The sequence below is a fragment of the Nocardiopsis sp. KDC1DS13DA1 genome (assembly GCF_055632325.1).
In genome coordinates this window covers 55,013-69,767 of record NZ_JBVMUY010000046.1, presented here as the reverse complement: position 1 = coordinate 69,767, position 14,755 = coordinate 55,013, and the positions used below count along the sequence as shown (strand labels likewise).

Below are 14,755 nucleotides of genomic sequence, written 5' to 3'. Positions count from 1 at the left end.
CCGGTCAGCGGACCTCGACGATCATGTCCAGCTCGACCGGCGCGTCCAACGGCAGGGCGGTCACACCGACGGCGCTGCGCGCGTGCACCCCGGCGTCGCCGAAGACCCGTCCGACCAGGTCACTGGCGCCGTTGATCACCCCGGGCTGGCCGGTGAAGTCCGGCGTGCACGCCACGAACCCGCCCAGCTTCACGACACGGACCACCCTGGACAGGTCGCCGATCTCGGCGCGGACCGCGGCGATGGCGTTCAGCGCGCAGCGCGCGGCCATCTCCTGCGCGGCCTCCGGGGTGACCTCCGCCCCGACCTTGCCGGTGGCGGGCAGGGCCCCGTCCTCGAAGGGGAGCTGCCCGGACACGTACACGTGGTCGCCGGAGCGGACCGTCGGGGTGTACGAGGCGACCGGGGGCACGACCTCGGGGATGGTCAGCCCCAGCTCGGCGATGCGCTCCTCGGGGGTGGCGGACATCAGAGCTCCCGCTTCATGTAGGCGACGTACTGCTGGTTGCGCGGGTCGGTGCCCTCGGGGAGGGGGGCGGGAACGACGGAGACGAGCTCCCACCCGTCCGCACCCCAGTTGTCCAGGATCTGCTTGGTGGCGTGCGACAGCAGAGCCACCGTCTGGTACTCCCACTTGCTCATGATGTACTCCCCCATCCGGAACCGGCGGCCCACCGGGACATGGCGGGGCCGCACGTCAACGCCGCCACCTTACTCACCCGGCGGATCGCACGCGCCCACCGCCGACGTCCCGACACGGTTCCCCCGGCGTGCCCGGTCGCGGAGGTCGGCGCGGACGTAGACTCCGTGGGGTGAGCGAGGCTGAGTTCGGACCGGGACACCCCCGGGGGTCCCGGTCCGGGGTGCGACTGCACATCGTCACCGGCAAGGGCGGAACGGGTAAGACCACGGTGGCAACGGCGCTGGCCGTGGCCCTGGCCTCGCGCGGCGGCCGCGTCCTCCTGGTCGAGGTCGAGGGGCGGCAGGGGGTGGCCACCCTCCTCGGGCACCCCCCGCTGCCGTACGAGGAACGGGAGTTGCTCCCCCTTCCCGGTGGCGGCCGGGTGTGCGTCCTGGCGGCCGACGCCGAATCCGCGCTGCTGGAGTACCTGGAGCTGTTCTACGGGATGCGGCGCGCCGGACAGGCGCTGAACCGGCTGGGCGCGGTCGACTTCGCGACCACGATCGCCCCCGGCCTGCGCGACGTCCTGCTGACCGGCAAGGCCACCGAGGCCGTCCGCCGCCGCGGGGGCGCGCGCCGACGGGCCGCGGACACCGGCCCCTTCCACTACGACGCCGTCGTCATGGACGCGCCGCCCACCGGCCGCATCGGGCGGTTCCTCAACGTCAACTCGGAGGTGGCCGGGCTGGCCCGGGTGGGACCGGTCCGGGACCACGCCGACAAGGTCATGTCGGTCATCCGCTCCCCCCGGACCCGGGTGCACTTCGTGACCCTGCTGGAGGAGATGCCCGCCCAGGAGACCCTGGACGGGATCGCCGAGGCCGAGGCCCTGGGGCTGCCCGTGGGATCGGTGGTCGTCAACATGGTGCGCCCGGCGCTGTTGGGCGAGGACGACCTGGCCACCGCCGCCAACGGCGATCTGGGCGGGGCCGAGCTCGTCGCGGGGCTGAAGGCGGCCGGGTGGTCCGACGCCGACGACCTGGCGGCGGCACTGTCCGAGGAGGTCCGGGCACACGCGCTCCGGGTGGGGCTGGAGCGCCGGACGCGTTCACGACTGGCCGGTCTGGGGCGCCCCCTGGTGGAACTCCCCCGTCTGGAGGGCGGTGTGGACCGCCCCTCCCTGGACGGGCTGGCCAAGACTCTGGCGGAACAGGGGATGGAACGGTGACCGCGACGACCGCACCCGACGCGCCCCGCCTGGACGTGGACGCGCTCGTCGACTCCCCCGAGACCCGGATCATCGTGTGCTGCGGCGCGGGCGGCGTCGGAAAGACGACGACGGCGGCCGCCCTGGGCCTGCGCGCGGCCGAACGGGGACGGCACGCGGTGGTGATCACCGTGGACCCGGCCCGGCGGCTGGCGCAGTCGCTGGGCGTGGAGTCCCTGGGCAACACCCCGCGCCCGGTTCCGCTCCCCGCGGGGGCGGGGGGCACCCTGCACGCGATGATGCTCGACATGAAGCGGACGTTCGACGAGGTCGTCGAGGAGCACGCCGACCCCGGGCGCGCTCGCCAGATCCTGGCCAACCCCTTCTACCAGACGCTTTCCACCAGCTTCTCCGGAACGCAGGAGTACATGGCGATGGAGAAGCTGGGCCAGCTGCGCCAGTCGGGCGAGTGGGACCTGATCGTGGTGGACACGCCGCCCAGCCGGTCGGCGCTCGACTTCCTGGACGCACCCAAGCGGTTGGGGCGGTTCCTGGACGGCAGGTTGATCCGCTTCCTCGGCGCGCCGGCGAGCACGGGCGCCTTCCGGATCCTGGGCGCCGGGTTCAACCTGGTGACCTCCGCCGTGAACAAGGTGGTGGGCGCCCAGCTCCTGAACGACCTGCGCTCGTTCGTCGCCGCCTTCGACACCGTCTTCGGGGGCTTCCAGGCCCGAGCTGAGCGGACCTACCAGCTACTCCAGGCCCCGGGGACGGCGTTCGTGGTGGTGACGGTGCCCGACACGGACGCCCTGCGCGAGGCCTCCTACTTCGTCGACCGCCTGGCCGCCGACGGGATGCCCCTGGCCGGTCTGGTGGTCAACCGCGCCCACCCCCTGCCGGAGGGGGCGGGCGCGCGCCTGACGGCGGCGGAGGCGGTCAGGGCGGAGGCGGTCCTGCGCGACGCGGGCACCCATCCGCTGGCGGCGGCGGCGCTGCGCCTGCACGCGGAACGGGTCCGCACGCGCGAGCACGAGGCCCGGTTGCGCGACCGCATGCTGTCCCGCCACCGCGGGATCCGGGTGGCCGAGGTGGCCGCCCTGCCGGAGGACGTGCACGACCTGGCGGGGCTGCGGACCATCGGCGCGGCGCTCGCGGACCGGTGACCCGGGGGGCCGACGGTCCGGGACGGACACCGGTCACCGGGCGGGGCGGGCGGGGCGGGCGGTGGCGCACCCCCACCGTTACCTGATCGTATGAAACCGGACACCGGGGGAGGCGAACCCCGCCACCGCCCGCCGCGTCCCACTTCATGAGGCCCGCTCGAACCAAGCCGTGCGGAGGGGGCGCGGGTCCCCGGGGCCGGGGGCCCGGGAGTGCGAACCGCGCCCCGGTTCCGGGGCGTTGGGCGTGACAAGATGACCCGGGGGCGTCGCCCGGACCCCCGACGGGCGATTCGACACAGCTACGCACCCTCCGTTCCACATCACACCTGTTCGAGCGTTCGTGGTCACTTAGTCTGATGGGGTGGGTCAGGGGACATTGCTTCAGAGAATCGGTCAACTCGTCGTCGTCGGCGCCATCGCGGGTCTTCTCGTGGCGGCGCTGGCCCTCCCGGCACTCGGCGGCCTCGGTATCACGGCGAGGAACGTCGCCAGCGGCTTCCTCGATATGCCGAGCAACCTGGAGACGCCGCCCCCTCCCCAACGTTCCACGATCTACGACCGCGAGGGCAACGTCATCGCGGAGGTCTTCGACCAGAACCGTGAGCTGGTCGAGATCGAGGACGTCTCCCCGGTCATGGTCGACGCGATCCTCGCCATCGAGGACGCCAGCTTCTACGAGCACGGCGGCATCGACGTCTCCGGCACCCTCCGCGCGGCCGTGCGCACCCTCAACGGCGACACCGAGGGCGCGTCCTCCATCACCCAGCAGTACGTGAAGAACGTCCAGATCGAGGCCGCCACCTCCCAGGAGGAGCTGGAGCAGGCCCGTGAGACGACCATCGCCCGCAAGATCCGGGAGCTGCGCTACGCCGTGGCCCTGGAGCAGCGGATGACCAAGGACGAGATCCTCGAGGGCTACCTCAACATCGCCTACTTCAGCGACGGCGCCTACGGTGTCGAGTCCGCGGCCCAGCACTTCTTCCAGGTGCCCGCGAGCGAGCTGGAACTGCACCAGGCGGCCACGATCGCGGGCCTCGTGCGCTACCCCTACCTCTACAACCCGCGCTTCTACCCCGAGCAGACCACCGAGCGGCGCAACGTCGTGCTCGACCGCATGGTCGCCACCGGGGCGATCACCCAGGAGGAGGCGGACGAGGCCAAGGAGGTCCCGATCGACCTCGACCTGGACACCGAGCCCAACGGCTGCGTCCCCAGCGACGAGCCCTTCTTCTGCGACTACGTGATCCGGGAGATCGAGGCGGACGAGCGCTTCGGCTCCGACGAGACCGAGCGGGCACGCTGGCTGCGCACCGCCGGCCTGGAGATCCACACCACGCTGGACCCGCAGGCGCAGGAGGCCGGGCAGGAGGCCGTGGACGAGTGGGTGCCGAGGGAGAACGAGTCCCGCAAGGTGGCCGCGCAGGCCATCATCGAGCCGGGGACCGGACACATCCTCGGCATGATGCAGAGCCGCAACTACGGGCCGGACGAGAGCCGGCTCGGTGAGACCTCCATCAACTTCGCCACCGACTACGACCGGGGCGGGAGCACGGGCTTCCAGGCCGGGTCGACCTTCAAGCCGGTCACGCTGGCCGCCGCCCTGGACGAGGGGCTGCCGTACCGGACCTCCTTCCCCGCACCCGCCAGCATCACGGTGACCGGGCAGCGGTCGTGCAACGGCGGCACCCTCGCTCCCTGGGACGTGGCCAACGCCGGGGACAGCAACGAGGGCGTGCACAACATGGTCACGGGGACCCGCGCCTCGTCCAACACCTACTTCGCGCAGCTCCAGCGGCGGGTGGGACTGTGCGACGTGGTCGAGATGGCGGAGAATCTCGGACTGCAGCGGGCCGACGGCACGCTGTTCACGGAGAACCAGCGGACGCTGGGCAACAACAGCTTCACGCTGGGCAGTGAGGAGGTCTCGCCGCTGCGCGTCGCCAACGCCTACGCGACCTTCGCCTCCGGCGGGATCTACTGCGAGCCGCAGGCCATCACCCGGATCGTGGACAAGCAGGCCGACACCACCATCGAGATGGAACCGGAGTGCGAGCGGCGGCTCGACGAGGACGTGGCCGACGGGGTCGCCTTCCTGCTGACGCAGACCTTCAACGGCGGCACCACCACCGGACTGGGCATCGGCCGTCCGGCGGGCGCCAAGACCGGCACCACCGACAATTCGGCGGCAGCCTGGTTCGCGGGGATCACCCCCCAGATGGCCAGCTCCATCTTCGTCGGCGACCCGCGCGGTCCGCAGCAGCACCCGCTGCGGAACGTCACCATCGGCGACCGCTACTACGGGGTGGTCTACGGCGCGACGATTCCGGGCCGGATCTGGCAGGACACGATGCGGGCCGCGCACGAGGGCCTGGAGGTCGAGCAGATGCCGTCCGCGCCCTCCCAGTTCGGCTCCACGGCGCCGCCCCGGCAGCCCCGGGAGACCGAGGAGCCCAGCCCGGCCGCCGACGAGGGCGGCGTGCCCGACGTGATCGGCATGGCGGAGGGCGCCGCGGTGGCCGCGCTCGAGGACGCCGGGTACCGGGTGAACGTGTCCGGCAGCCGGATCCGCTCCTCGGAGCCCGAGGGCACGGTGGCCGCGGTCAACCCGGACCCGGGTACCCGCCTGCCGGAGGGCGCCACGGTGATGGTGTTCCTGAGCCAGGGCGGCCTCACCCCGACCGGCCCCACGGACACCGAGACCTGGTTCCCGGTGCAGCCGATGTCGCCGTTCCCGTCAACACAGCGCAACGAGTGAACGACGGGCGGGGGTGGTCGCCACCCCCGCCCGTTCCGCTGTGCTCCCCGGACTCAGGCCAGCTGGCGTTTGACCTCGGCGGCCACCCGGGAACCCTCGGCCCGACCGGCGATGCGGGGGTTGACCGCCTTCATGACCTGGCCCATCGCGCGCGGCCCCTCGGCTCCGGTCTCGGCGATGGCGGCGGAGACCAGCTGGGAGAGCTCCTCGTCGGAGAGCTGTGCGGGCAGGTAGTCGGAGATGACCTCGCTCTCGGCCCGCTCCGCGGCGGCCTGCTCGGCCCGTCCGCCCTTGTCGAACGCCTCCGCGGCCTCCTTGCGCTTCTTCGCCTCGCGGGTGAGGAGCTTGATGATCTCGTCGTCGTCGAGGGAGCGCTGGGTCGACCCTGCGGCCTCCTCGGTCGAGATCGCGGCGATGACCATGCGCAGAGTGGCGGTGCGGACCGTGTCACGCGCCTTGATGGCGGTGGTCAGGTCGTTCTTGAGGCGGTCTTTGAGTTCGGACATGGCACCGATCCTACGGCGGGGGCCCGCGGCCCAACCAACGATGTGTGAACACGCGCACGGCGCGTCTGAGACGATCGAGTCGACCAACGAAGGAGAACCGATGGGAACGGACAGCGGGCGGGCTCTGCGCCGGATCGGGCGCGCTGCAGCCGTGACGGGAGCGATCGGTGTGGCGGGCCTGGGCTACGCCTCGGTGATCGAGCGCAACTGGTTCCGGTTGCGGAGGTACGAACTGCCGCTGCTGCCGCCGGGGAGTGACCGGCTGCGGATCCTGCACCTGTCCGACGCACACCTGACGCCCGGCCGGAGGATGCTCGTCGAGTGGATCCGGGGCCTGGCGGACCACGAGCCGGACCTGGTGGTCAACACGGGTGACTCGCTGGCGCACCCGGACGCCGTGGGACCGTTCGTCGACGCCCTGGGGCCGCTCCTGGACCGGCCGGGGGCGTTCGTGTTCGGGTCGAACGACATGTACTCGCCGCGGCTGAAGAACCCGGCGCGGTACCTGTGGCGGACGAGTCGGGCCGACTACAAGAAGCGCCGGACACCGGACCTGCCCTGGCGTGAACTGGGCGCGGCGATGTCGGCGTCGGGCTGGTTGGACCTGAACAACCACCGGGGGGCGCTCAAGGCGGGCGGTCTGGACGTGGCGCTGGCGGGTGTGCACGACTCGCACATCGGGCTGGACCGGTACGAGGAAGTCGCCGGCCCGGCGGACCCGCACGCGGACGTGCGGGTGGGGCTGCTGCACTCGCCGGAGCCGGCCAACCTGAGCCGGTTCGCCGCCGACGGGTACCAGTTGCTGCTCGCGGGCCACACCCACGGCGGCCAGCTGTGCCTGCCCTTCTACGGAACGCTCGTCACGAACTGCGGGATCGACCGGCGCCGCGCGTGGGGCCTGCACCGGTACGACGACGCGTGGCTGCACGTGTCCGGCGGCCTGGGCACGTCCCCGTACGCTCCGGTGCGGTTCTGCTGCCGCCCGGAGGCGTCGCTGCTGGACCTGGTCGCGGCGGACTGATCCGCCCCGCGGTCGGGGCCGGAAAAGATGTGCGCGAGCACTCCACACGTCCGCTAGACTTGGGGACGTTGCTTCGGGGTGTAGCGCAGCTTGGCAGCGCGCTTCGTTCGGGACGAAGAGGTCGTGGGTTCAAATCCCGCCACCCCGACGGAGGAACGGGTGTCCACGCAGGTGGGCACCCGTTCTTTGTTGTGCGCGACTTCCGGTGTCCGGTGCGCATGCAGTGCACACGGAGTCGGGACGTGGCCTGAGCTTCCCAGAGCTCGGTGGGAGCGGGCCGGGGGGCGCGCCAACCGTCCGGTGCGCGTCCGTCCCGGCGGATCCAGCGAGTGCGCGGGCCGCCCCGACGCCTGAGGCCGCCGGGACCGGGCGCGGGGACCGGCTGCGGGTCACAGGCCCGGGAGGGGACGGCTCACGACCCCGCCCCGTGCGCCCCGGTCCGGTCCGAAGTCCTCCAGGCCGTTCACCCTGGTGTTGTGCGCGGCGCGGATCCGCCATCCGGTCCCGCGCCGCACCAGCACGTAGGTGATCACCCCGCGCCGGTCCTCCGGTTCACCGCCGTTCGGGAGCCGGTGGCCCGGCCACGTCCACAGGGTGTGGACGAGCGCCACGTTTGGTGCGACCTCCTGGACACTGACGACCTCCTGGGAGTAGTCCGGCTTCTGTCCGAGCACGGAGTCGGGGACGTCCTTGTGTCCCTCGACGTTCTCCCGGCGCGACCTCCACCAGAGTCCGCGGTGCGTCACGAAGTCCGCGTCCTCGGTGAAGTACGCGCCCCAGGCGTCCATGTCGTGGTCGATCCACAGCCGGGTGTGGGCGGCCAGCAGGCTCTCGATCTCGCGTGTGTCACGTTCGTTCACGGCCCCATCCTGATACCTCAACTTGAATTGAGGTCAACCGTCCTCTCCGGCCGCGCGCCGGTGCCGCGGAATGAACGCCGCCGCGGCCAGCGCCGCCACCGCCGCGGCTCCCCCGATCACCATCACCGTGCGGAACGCCTCCTGGCTCGGCACCTGCGCCCCCGCGAACGGTGTGGTCATCTGGGCCAGGACCACACCGGCCACGGCGCTCGACACGGACGTGCCGACCGAGCGCATCAGGGTGTTGAGGCTGTTGGCCGCCGCTGTCTGGGACACCGGCACCGCCGCCATGATCAGCGCCGGCATCGCGCCGTAGGCCAGGCCGATACCCGCCCCGATCACGCTGGACACCGCCACGAGCTGCCACGGCGAGGACATCAGGACCGTCCCCAGTCCGTATCCGGCCGCCACGACGACGGCGCCCGCCATGAGGGTCGTCCTGGGCCCGGCGGTCCGGGAGACGCGCGAGGAGACGGGCGCCATGGCCATCATGACCAGCCCGGAGGGCGCCATCACCAGTCCCACGGTGAACAGCCCCTGACCCAGGCCGTACCCGGTGGCCGACGGGAGTTGCAGGATCTGCGGAAGCACGAGGGACATCGCGAACATCGAGAAGCCGAACACGACGGACGTGGCGTTGGTGGCCAGCACCTGCGGCCGCACCGTGGTCCTGAGGTCCACGAGCGGTCGCGGCACGCGCAACTCCCACACACCCCACACCAGCAGGACGGCCAGCGCCGCGGCGAACAGCCCCAGGACGGTACCGCTGCCCCAACCCCAGTCCGCGCCCTTGGAGATGCCCAGCAGCAGGCACACCAGCGCCGCCGACAGGCCGAGGGCGCCCACCAGGTCGAACCGGCCGCCGCCGCGTACCGGCGACTCCGGGACGACCAACGCCACCAGCACCGCGGAGAGCACACCGACGCCGGCCGCGGACCAGAACAGCGCGTGCCAGTCGGCGTTCTCGGCCAGCAGGGCCGCCGCGGGCAGCCCCAGCGCCCCGCCCACTCCCAGGGAGGCGCTCATCGCCGCGGTCGCCGAGCCGAGCCGTTCCGCGGGCACGGTGTCGCGCATGATGCTGATGCCCAGCGGGATCACACCGGCGGCCAGCCCCTGGAGGGCTCGGGCGGCCACCATGGGCACCAGGCTCGTACTCAGGGCCGCGAGGAGCGAACCCACCACCAGCACGCACAGGCTGACCAGCAGCATCCGGCGTTTCCCGTACATGTCGCCGAGACGACCGGCCACCGGGGTCGCCACGGCCCCCGCGAGCAGTGTCGCGGTGACCGCCCAGGCGGCCTGGGAGGCGGAGGTCCCCAGCAGCCCCGGGAGCAACGGCACGATCGGAATGATCACGGTCTGCATGAGCGAGACGGTGATCCCCGCGAACGCCAGGACGGCGATGACGGCGGTGGCCTTCGACGGAACGGGCGCCTCCGCCGGCGCGGGCGCCGCACCGACCGCCCGTGCGGTCTGGGACATGGTCGGACCTTCCTGACGACGAACGGGTCAACGACTCGGCAAATCTTAAGTCAGTCGCTTGACTTAAGATATCCCCCGGGATTCACTGGACGTGCATTCCGGCACGCGAAGAGTGAGGAAGACCATGACGCCCGAACCGGAGCGGACGCTCGCGTACCCGATCCCCGCCCCCGCCGCCCTCGAACCCCCCGCCGAGTGGGCCGACCTGCGCACCGGGTGCCCGGTCGCGCACGTGTCGCTGCCCAGCGGCGACGGGGCCACCCTGGTCACGCGCTACGAGGACGTCCGGCAGGTGCTGTCCGACCCCCGGTTCACCCGGCGGCTGACCGGTGAGGGCGCCGCGCGCATCGCGGCCAACGAGTCCGGCGGTGTCTTCAACAGCGACATGGCCGCCTCCGTCCCCGACAGCGGCGAGGAGCACCAGCGCTGGCGCGGCATGGTCGGCAGGTGGTTCACCGCCAGGCGCATGGCGGCGCTGCGCCCCGGCATCCAGGAGACGGCCGAGCGGCTCCTCGACGAGATGGTCGCCAAGGGACAGCCCGCCGATCTCAAGGCGGACCTGGGCTTCCCGCTCCCCGTCTGGGTGATCTGCGACCTGCTGGGCGTCCCCGAGTCCGACCGCGACCGGTTCTCCTACTGGTCCGACACCCTCCTCAACCTGACCCGCTACCCGGAGGAGGAGATCGTCGCCGCCCAGCGGGAGTTCCACGCGTACATGGCGGACCACATCCGGACCAGGCGTGAGAACCCGGGCGACGACCTCCTCAGCGCCCTGATCACCGGAACCGCCGCGGACGGCGGGACACTGGGCGACACCGAGCTGATCGGCACCGGCATGGGGCTGCTCGTCGCCGGACACGAGACCACCGCGAACATGATCGGCAAGATGGTCGCGATGCTGCTGTCCGACCGGAGCCGGTGGGAACGGGTCCTGGCCGACCGCTCCCTCATCCGGTCGACCGTGGAGGAGTCGCTCCGCTTCGACGCCAACTCCGGTATCGGGCTTCCCCGGTTCATCACCGAGGACTTCGAGATCGGCGGTGCCGTGGTCCCCGCGGGCACCACGGTGATGTGCAGCATGGCCGCGGCCAACCGGGACGAGGAGGCGTTCACCGACGCGGACGAGATGGTGCTCGACCGCACTCCCAACCCGCACCTGGCCTTCGGCGCCGGCGCCCACTCGTGCCTGGGACAGGCGCTCGCCCGCACCGAACTCCAGGTCGTGCTCTCGGTCCTGCTCGACCGGCTCCCCACCCTCGAACTGGCCGTTCCCGCCGAGGAGCTGGAGCGGGTCGACGGCCTGGCCGTCGGCGGTCTCAGGACCGTCCCGGTGAGGTGGTGACCGTGCCTCCCACCGCACCGCGGAGCGACCGCACCGAGGCGACCCGCGAGGCCCTGCTGAACGCCGCCGAGCGGCTCTTCGCCGAGGAGGGGCTGGTCGCGGTCTCCAACCGGCAGGTCAGCGAGGCGGCCGGACAGGGCAACAACACCGCGGTCGGCTACCACTTCGGCACCAAGGCCGGCCTCGTCCGCGCGATCATCCTCAGGCACACCGGCCCGATCGAGGAGCGGCGGGTACGGATGGTCGGGGCCGTCCGCGGATCCGACGACCCCCGGGACTGGATCGCGTGCCTGGTCCACCCGGTGACCGGCCATCTGGCGGGTCTCGGCACACCCACCTGGTTCGCCCGTTTCAGCGTGCAGGTGATGGCCGACCCCGGATTCCGCCGGATCATGGTCGACGAGGCGCTGTCGGCCCCGTCGCTCCGCGAGGTCCTGCACGGACTCGGTTCGTGCGCACCGGACCTGCCCGAGGAGATCCGCCGCGAGCGCGGTGAGATGCTCCGGCACCTCATCCTCAACACCTGCGCGGATCGGGAGTTCCAGCTCGCCAGGGGCGCGTCCACCCTCCGTTCGTCCTGGGAGGACACCGCCACGGGACTGGTCGACGCCCTGCTGGGCCTGGCCCTGGCCCCCGTCAGCCGACCACCGGGGACCTCCGCGCGGGGCACCTGACGCCCCCCGCTCCACGTCCCCGCACACCGAGAACCGAAAGGAGGAACGACCGTGAGGATCACCGTCGACGAGGAGAGGTGCTGCGGCGCGGGGCAGTGCGTCCTGATCGCGCCCGAGGTGTTCGACCAGCGCGACGAGGACGGCATCGTGGTCCTGTTGGACGCGGCGCCGGAGGAGTCCCTCCACCCCGCCGTACGCGAGTCCGCGCAGGTGTGTCCCGCTGCGGCGATCCACCTGGACGAGTCGGTATGACCGCTCCCTCCGAGGTGCTCGTGGTCGGCGCCTCCGCCGCCGGACTGGCCGCGGTGGAGGCGCTGCGCCGCCGGGGCTACGAGGGCGCCGTGACGGTCGTCGGCGCCGAGTCCCACCCGCCCTACGACCGTCCTCCGCTGTCCAAGAAGGTCCTGGCCGGGGAGTGGGAGCCCGGGCGTACCCGGCTTCGCGCGCCCGAGGACCTGGCGGCGCTGGACGCCGAGTGGGTGCTCGGCGACCCGGCCGTCGCCCTGGACCCGCTCACGCGCACCGTGAAGTCCGCCTCCGGGCGCGCGTTCGCCGCCGACGCGATCGTGGTCGCCACGGGCGCGCGGCCGCGGCGCCTGCCCGGGCAGGACGGGGTGGAGGGGGTGCACGTCCTGCGCACCGTCGACCAGGCCGTGGGTGTGCGCGACCACCTGGCACGCGCCGAACGACTGGTGGTCGTCGGCGACGGTGTGCTCGGCGCGGAGACCGCGGCGACCGCCCGTACGCTCGGGCTCGACGTCACCGTGGTCGGCCCCCAGCGGACGCCGATGGAGGCCCAGCTGGGACCGCTCGTCGCCGAACGGCTGGCCCGCACGCACGCCGAACACGGGGTCCGGCTGCGCCCGGGCACGGCGGTGGCCGGGGTGGCCGCCGAGGACGGTCGGGTCACCGGCGTCCGGTTGGACGGAGGCGGGGTGCTCCCCGCCGACGCGGTCCTGGTGGCCATCGGCGCCGAACCGGACACCGGGTGGCTGGCCGACAGCGGCCTGGACATCGGTGACGGCCTGGTCTGCGACTCGCGCTGCCGGGCAGCCGAGGGCGTCTACGCGGTGGGCGACGTCGCCCGCTGGTACCACGTCGGCCTGGGACGCACACTGCGGTTGGAGAACCGGACCAACGCCGTCGCGCAGGCCGGCGCGGTCGCCGGAGCGATCCTCGGCGACGACCGGCCCTACACGCCCGTCCCGTACCTGTGGAGCGACCAGTACGACGCGAGGATCCAGATCCACGGCCTGCCGTCGGCGGGCGCCCGGGCACGGGTGGTCGAGGACGGCGGGGGGCGGCGTTTCGTCGTCCGGTACGAGCAGGACGGCCGCGCCGTCGGTGTGCTGGGGTGGAACATGGCCAGGCAGGCCCGGCTGCGGCGGCGCGAGATCGAGGCCGCGTACGCCGCTCCGGACGGCTGAGGGCGCGGACGGGCGGGGCCCCGTCCGCGGAGTCGGCGAACGGGGCCCTCCCCAGCCCTGCTACCTCTCAGCGGCCTCGCCGCCGTGGACCCGGGTCCCGACGTCCAGCGTCGCGCGTTCCTCGGCGAGACGGCGCAGCGCCTCCTCCCGGGTGATCCGCGTGCGCGGGGTGACCAGGCTGACCGCGACACCCGACACCAGGGCGACCGCCAGCGACGGCAGGACCGCGTTGCCCCAGAACTCGGTGTAGGACGCCACGTTGTTCACGACCAGGGCCGCCGCCGAACCGCCCGCCATCGCGGCGATACCGCCCTGCCAGGTGGCGCGCGGCCAGAACTTGCCCAGGAGCGCCGCCACCAGCAGACCGGTGAGCACGGTGGAGATCATCATGGTGATGTAGCCGATGATCGTCGTGGCCAACAGTGCGAACACCAGGGCGAGGACGAGTACCGCCGCCAGGGCCCACCGCGAGTAGGCCACCAGCCGCTCCGCCTTCGGCAGCTTCCCCGTGACCACCTGGGAGACGTCGCGCATGAGGATGGTGACACCCACGATGGCGTCGGAGTCACCCGAGGACATCGTCGCCGACAGGCCCGCGACCAGCAGGAACGCGCCCACCCAGAGCGGGAAGAGGGTCGTGGCCAGGTACGGGAAGGCCATGTCCGGGTTCTCCAGGCCGGGCGCGAGGGCGTGCGCCGACATCCCCGCGACCGCCGGGAGGACGGAGAAGGCGGCGAACAGCACCCCGGCCAGCAGGAAGCTGCGGCGCACGGTCCGCACGTCGACCGCGGAGTAGATCCGCTGGCGGTAGGACGGGGTGGCCAGCACGCCGACGGCGATGACCAGCGCCAGCGACACCGCGGGCAGCGGTCCGAGGGCCTCGACCCCCAACAGGGAGGCCGCCTCGTCGGTCGTTCCCCCGCGGAGCCCGTCGAACCCCCCGACGGTCACCAGGGCCAGCACGGCGAGGATGGTGAACCCGAGGAAGAGGATGGTGCCCTGGATGGCGTCGGTGATGACCACCGCCAGGTAGCCGCCCACCACGGTGTACAGGCCGAAGCCGAGGGCGATGACCACCTTGGCCAGGTTCCCGTCCATGCCGGTGAGGAAGGACAGGTACATCGCCCCGCCCATGATGTGCGCGCCCAGCCACCCCACGGAGGCCAGGAACAGCAGGACGGCGACCACGCCCTTCACCGCGCGGCTGGCACCGTAGTAGTAGCTCATCTCCTCGGCGAAGGTCATGAAGCCGTGTTCGCGCACGTCCGAGAAGAGCCACAGGAGCAGGAACACGCCGAGGGCGCCGCCGATCCCGTACAGCGCACCCGCCCAGCCGTTCTGGTAGGCGAAGCCCACCGCGCCGAGGCTCGATCCGGTACCGACGAGCGTGGCCAGGGTGCTGCCCATCACGAGCGGGGTGCTGAGCTTGCGTCCGGCGAGTAGGAAGTCCTCGCCGCTGCTGGTGCGGCGGGCCACCCACCAGCTGATACCGAGCATGAGCAGCACCGCGGCGAGCAGGGCCACCAGATAGCCCATATGGGATTCGATCATGACACACATCCAAAAGTCACGGGGGAATGACGCTCGGTGACCACACGGGGTCCGGAGCGTGTGCGGAGGGTGGGGTCCGCCCGGTGCGTGCGCGCCGGGCGGACCGAGGCGGGGTGGAGGCGCCGGGAGAGCTCGCGGCTCCGCC

At 72.3% G+C, this 14,755-nt stretch carries 14 protein-coding genes and 1 tRNA gene; 9 read left to right on the top strand and 6 right to left on the bottom strand.

The window, feature by feature from the left end; translation table 11 throughout:
- Positions 1–4 precede the first annotated feature (4 nt).
- Both ACTVAJ_RS26580 and ACTVAJ_RS26575 read right to left on the bottom strand, forming a co-directional pair.
- Positions 5–469, bottom strand: a complete 465-nt coding sequence (locus ACTVAJ_RS26580) for a RidA family protein (RefSeq protein WP_470391007.1) — start codon at positions 467–469, stop codon at positions 5–7.
- Entirely contained in the window at positions 469–642 is a 174-nt protein-coding gene (locus tag ACTVAJ_RS26575) for a DUF4177 domain-containing protein (RefSeq protein ID WP_013156298.1), read from the bottom strand. Before ACTVAJ_RS26575 ends, ACTVAJ_RS26580 begins: the two co-directional genes overlap by 1 nt.
- A gap of 170 nt (positions 643–812) precedes the next feature.
- Here ACTVAJ_RS26575 and bagA point away from each other — a divergent pair, with 170 nt between their 5' ends.
- From bagA to ACTVAJ_RS26560, 3 genes are all read left to right on the top strand, one after another.
- Positions 813–1,850 (top strand): ATPase BagA, encoded by a 1,038-nt coding sequence (bagA, locus tag ACTVAJ_RS26570; RefSeq protein ID WP_470391006.1) that lies wholly within the window; start codon positions 813–815, stop codon positions 1,848–1,850.
- Entirely contained in the window at positions 1,847–2,992 is a 1,146-nt protein-coding gene (gene bagB, locus ACTVAJ_RS26565) for an ATPase BagB (protein ID WP_470391005.1), read from the top strand. Before bagA ends, bagB begins: the two co-directional genes overlap by 4 nt.
- A gap of 376 nt (positions 2,993–3,368) precedes the next feature.
- Positions 3,369–5,747: a penicillin-binding protein gene (locus ACTVAJ_RS26560; RefSeq protein ID WP_470391004.1), complete on the top strand. Its 2,379-nt coding sequence runs from the start codon at positions 3,369–3,371 to the stop codon at positions 5,745–5,747.
- Positions 5,748–5,800: 53 nt separating this feature from the next.
- Here ACTVAJ_RS26560 and ACTVAJ_RS26555 read toward each other — a convergent pair whose 3' ends face one another.
- On the bottom strand, positions 5,801–6,253 hold the full coding sequence (locus ACTVAJ_RS26555; protein ID WP_470391003.1) for a GatB/YqeY domain-containing protein: 453 nt from the start codon (positions 6,251–6,253) through the stop codon (positions 5,801–5,803).
- A gap of 100 nt (positions 6,254–6,353) precedes the next feature.
- Here ACTVAJ_RS26555 and ACTVAJ_RS26550 point away from each other — a divergent pair, with 100 nt between their 5' ends.
- Both ACTVAJ_RS26550 and ACTVAJ_RS26545 read left to right on the top strand, forming a co-directional pair.
- Positions 6,354–7,274, top strand: a complete 921-nt coding sequence (locus ACTVAJ_RS26550) for a metallophosphoesterase (protein WP_470391002.1) — start codon at positions 6,354–6,356, stop codon at positions 7,272–7,274.
- Between the two features lie 74 nt (positions 7,275–7,348).
- Positions 7,349–7,422: transfer RNA gene (locus ACTVAJ_RS26545), tRNA-Pro, on the top strand.
- 241 nt (positions 7,423–7,663) lie between these two features.
- Here the strand turns inward: ACTVAJ_RS26545 and ACTVAJ_RS26540 are convergent.
- Both ACTVAJ_RS26540 and ACTVAJ_RS26535 read right to left on the bottom strand, forming a co-directional pair.
- A complete protein-coding gene (locus ACTVAJ_RS26540; RefSeq protein ID WP_470391001.1) occupies positions 7,664–8,134 on the bottom strand; it encodes a YybH family protein in 471 nt (156 codons plus the stop codon).
- 33 nt (positions 8,135–8,167) lie between these two features.
- On the bottom strand, positions 8,168–9,616 hold the full coding sequence (locus tag ACTVAJ_RS26535) for an MFS transporter (protein WP_470391000.1): 1,449 nt from the start codon (positions 9,614–9,616) through the stop codon (positions 8,168–8,170).
- Positions 9,617–9,740: 124 nt separating this feature from the next.
- Between ACTVAJ_RS26535 and ACTVAJ_RS26530 the strand changes: the two genes are divergently transcribed.
- From ACTVAJ_RS26530 to ACTVAJ_RS26515, 4 genes are read left to right on the top strand one after another with little or no spacing between them, the layout of a single operon-like run.
- Positions 9,741–10,958, top strand: a complete 1,218-nt coding sequence (locus tag ACTVAJ_RS26530) for a cytochrome P450 (RefSeq protein WP_470390999.1) — start codon at positions 9,741–9,743, stop codon at positions 10,956–10,958.
- Positions 10,952–11,632, top strand: coding sequence for a TetR/AcrR family transcriptional regulator (locus tag ACTVAJ_RS26525; protein WP_470390998.1), 681 nt, complete (start codon positions 10,952–10,954; stop codon positions 11,630–11,632). Before ACTVAJ_RS26530 ends, ACTVAJ_RS26525 begins: the two co-directional genes overlap by 7 nt.
- A gap of 51 nt (positions 11,633–11,683) precedes the next feature.
- Positions 11,684–11,884: a ferredoxin gene (locus ACTVAJ_RS26520; RefSeq protein ID WP_470390997.1), complete on the top strand. Its 201-nt coding sequence runs from the start codon at positions 11,684–11,686 to the stop codon at positions 11,882–11,884.
- Positions 11,881–13,059, top strand: coding sequence for an NAD(P)/FAD-dependent oxidoreductase (locus ACTVAJ_RS26515; RefSeq protein WP_470390996.1), 1,179 nt, complete (start codon positions 11,881–11,883; stop codon positions 13,057–13,059). The genes ACTVAJ_RS26520 and ACTVAJ_RS26515 overlap by 4 nt, the downstream gene beginning before the upstream one ends.
- Before the next feature lie 60 nt (positions 13,060–13,119).
- Here ACTVAJ_RS26515 and ACTVAJ_RS26510 read toward each other — a convergent pair whose 3' ends face one another.
- Positions 13,120–14,610 carry a sodium:solute symporter family protein gene (locus ACTVAJ_RS26510; RefSeq protein WP_470390995.1) on the bottom strand — a complete coding sequence of 497 codons (1,491 nt, stop codon included), beginning with the start codon at positions 14,608–14,610 and terminating at the stop codon, positions 13,120–13,122.
- Positions 14,611–14,755: the final 145 nt, after the last annotated feature.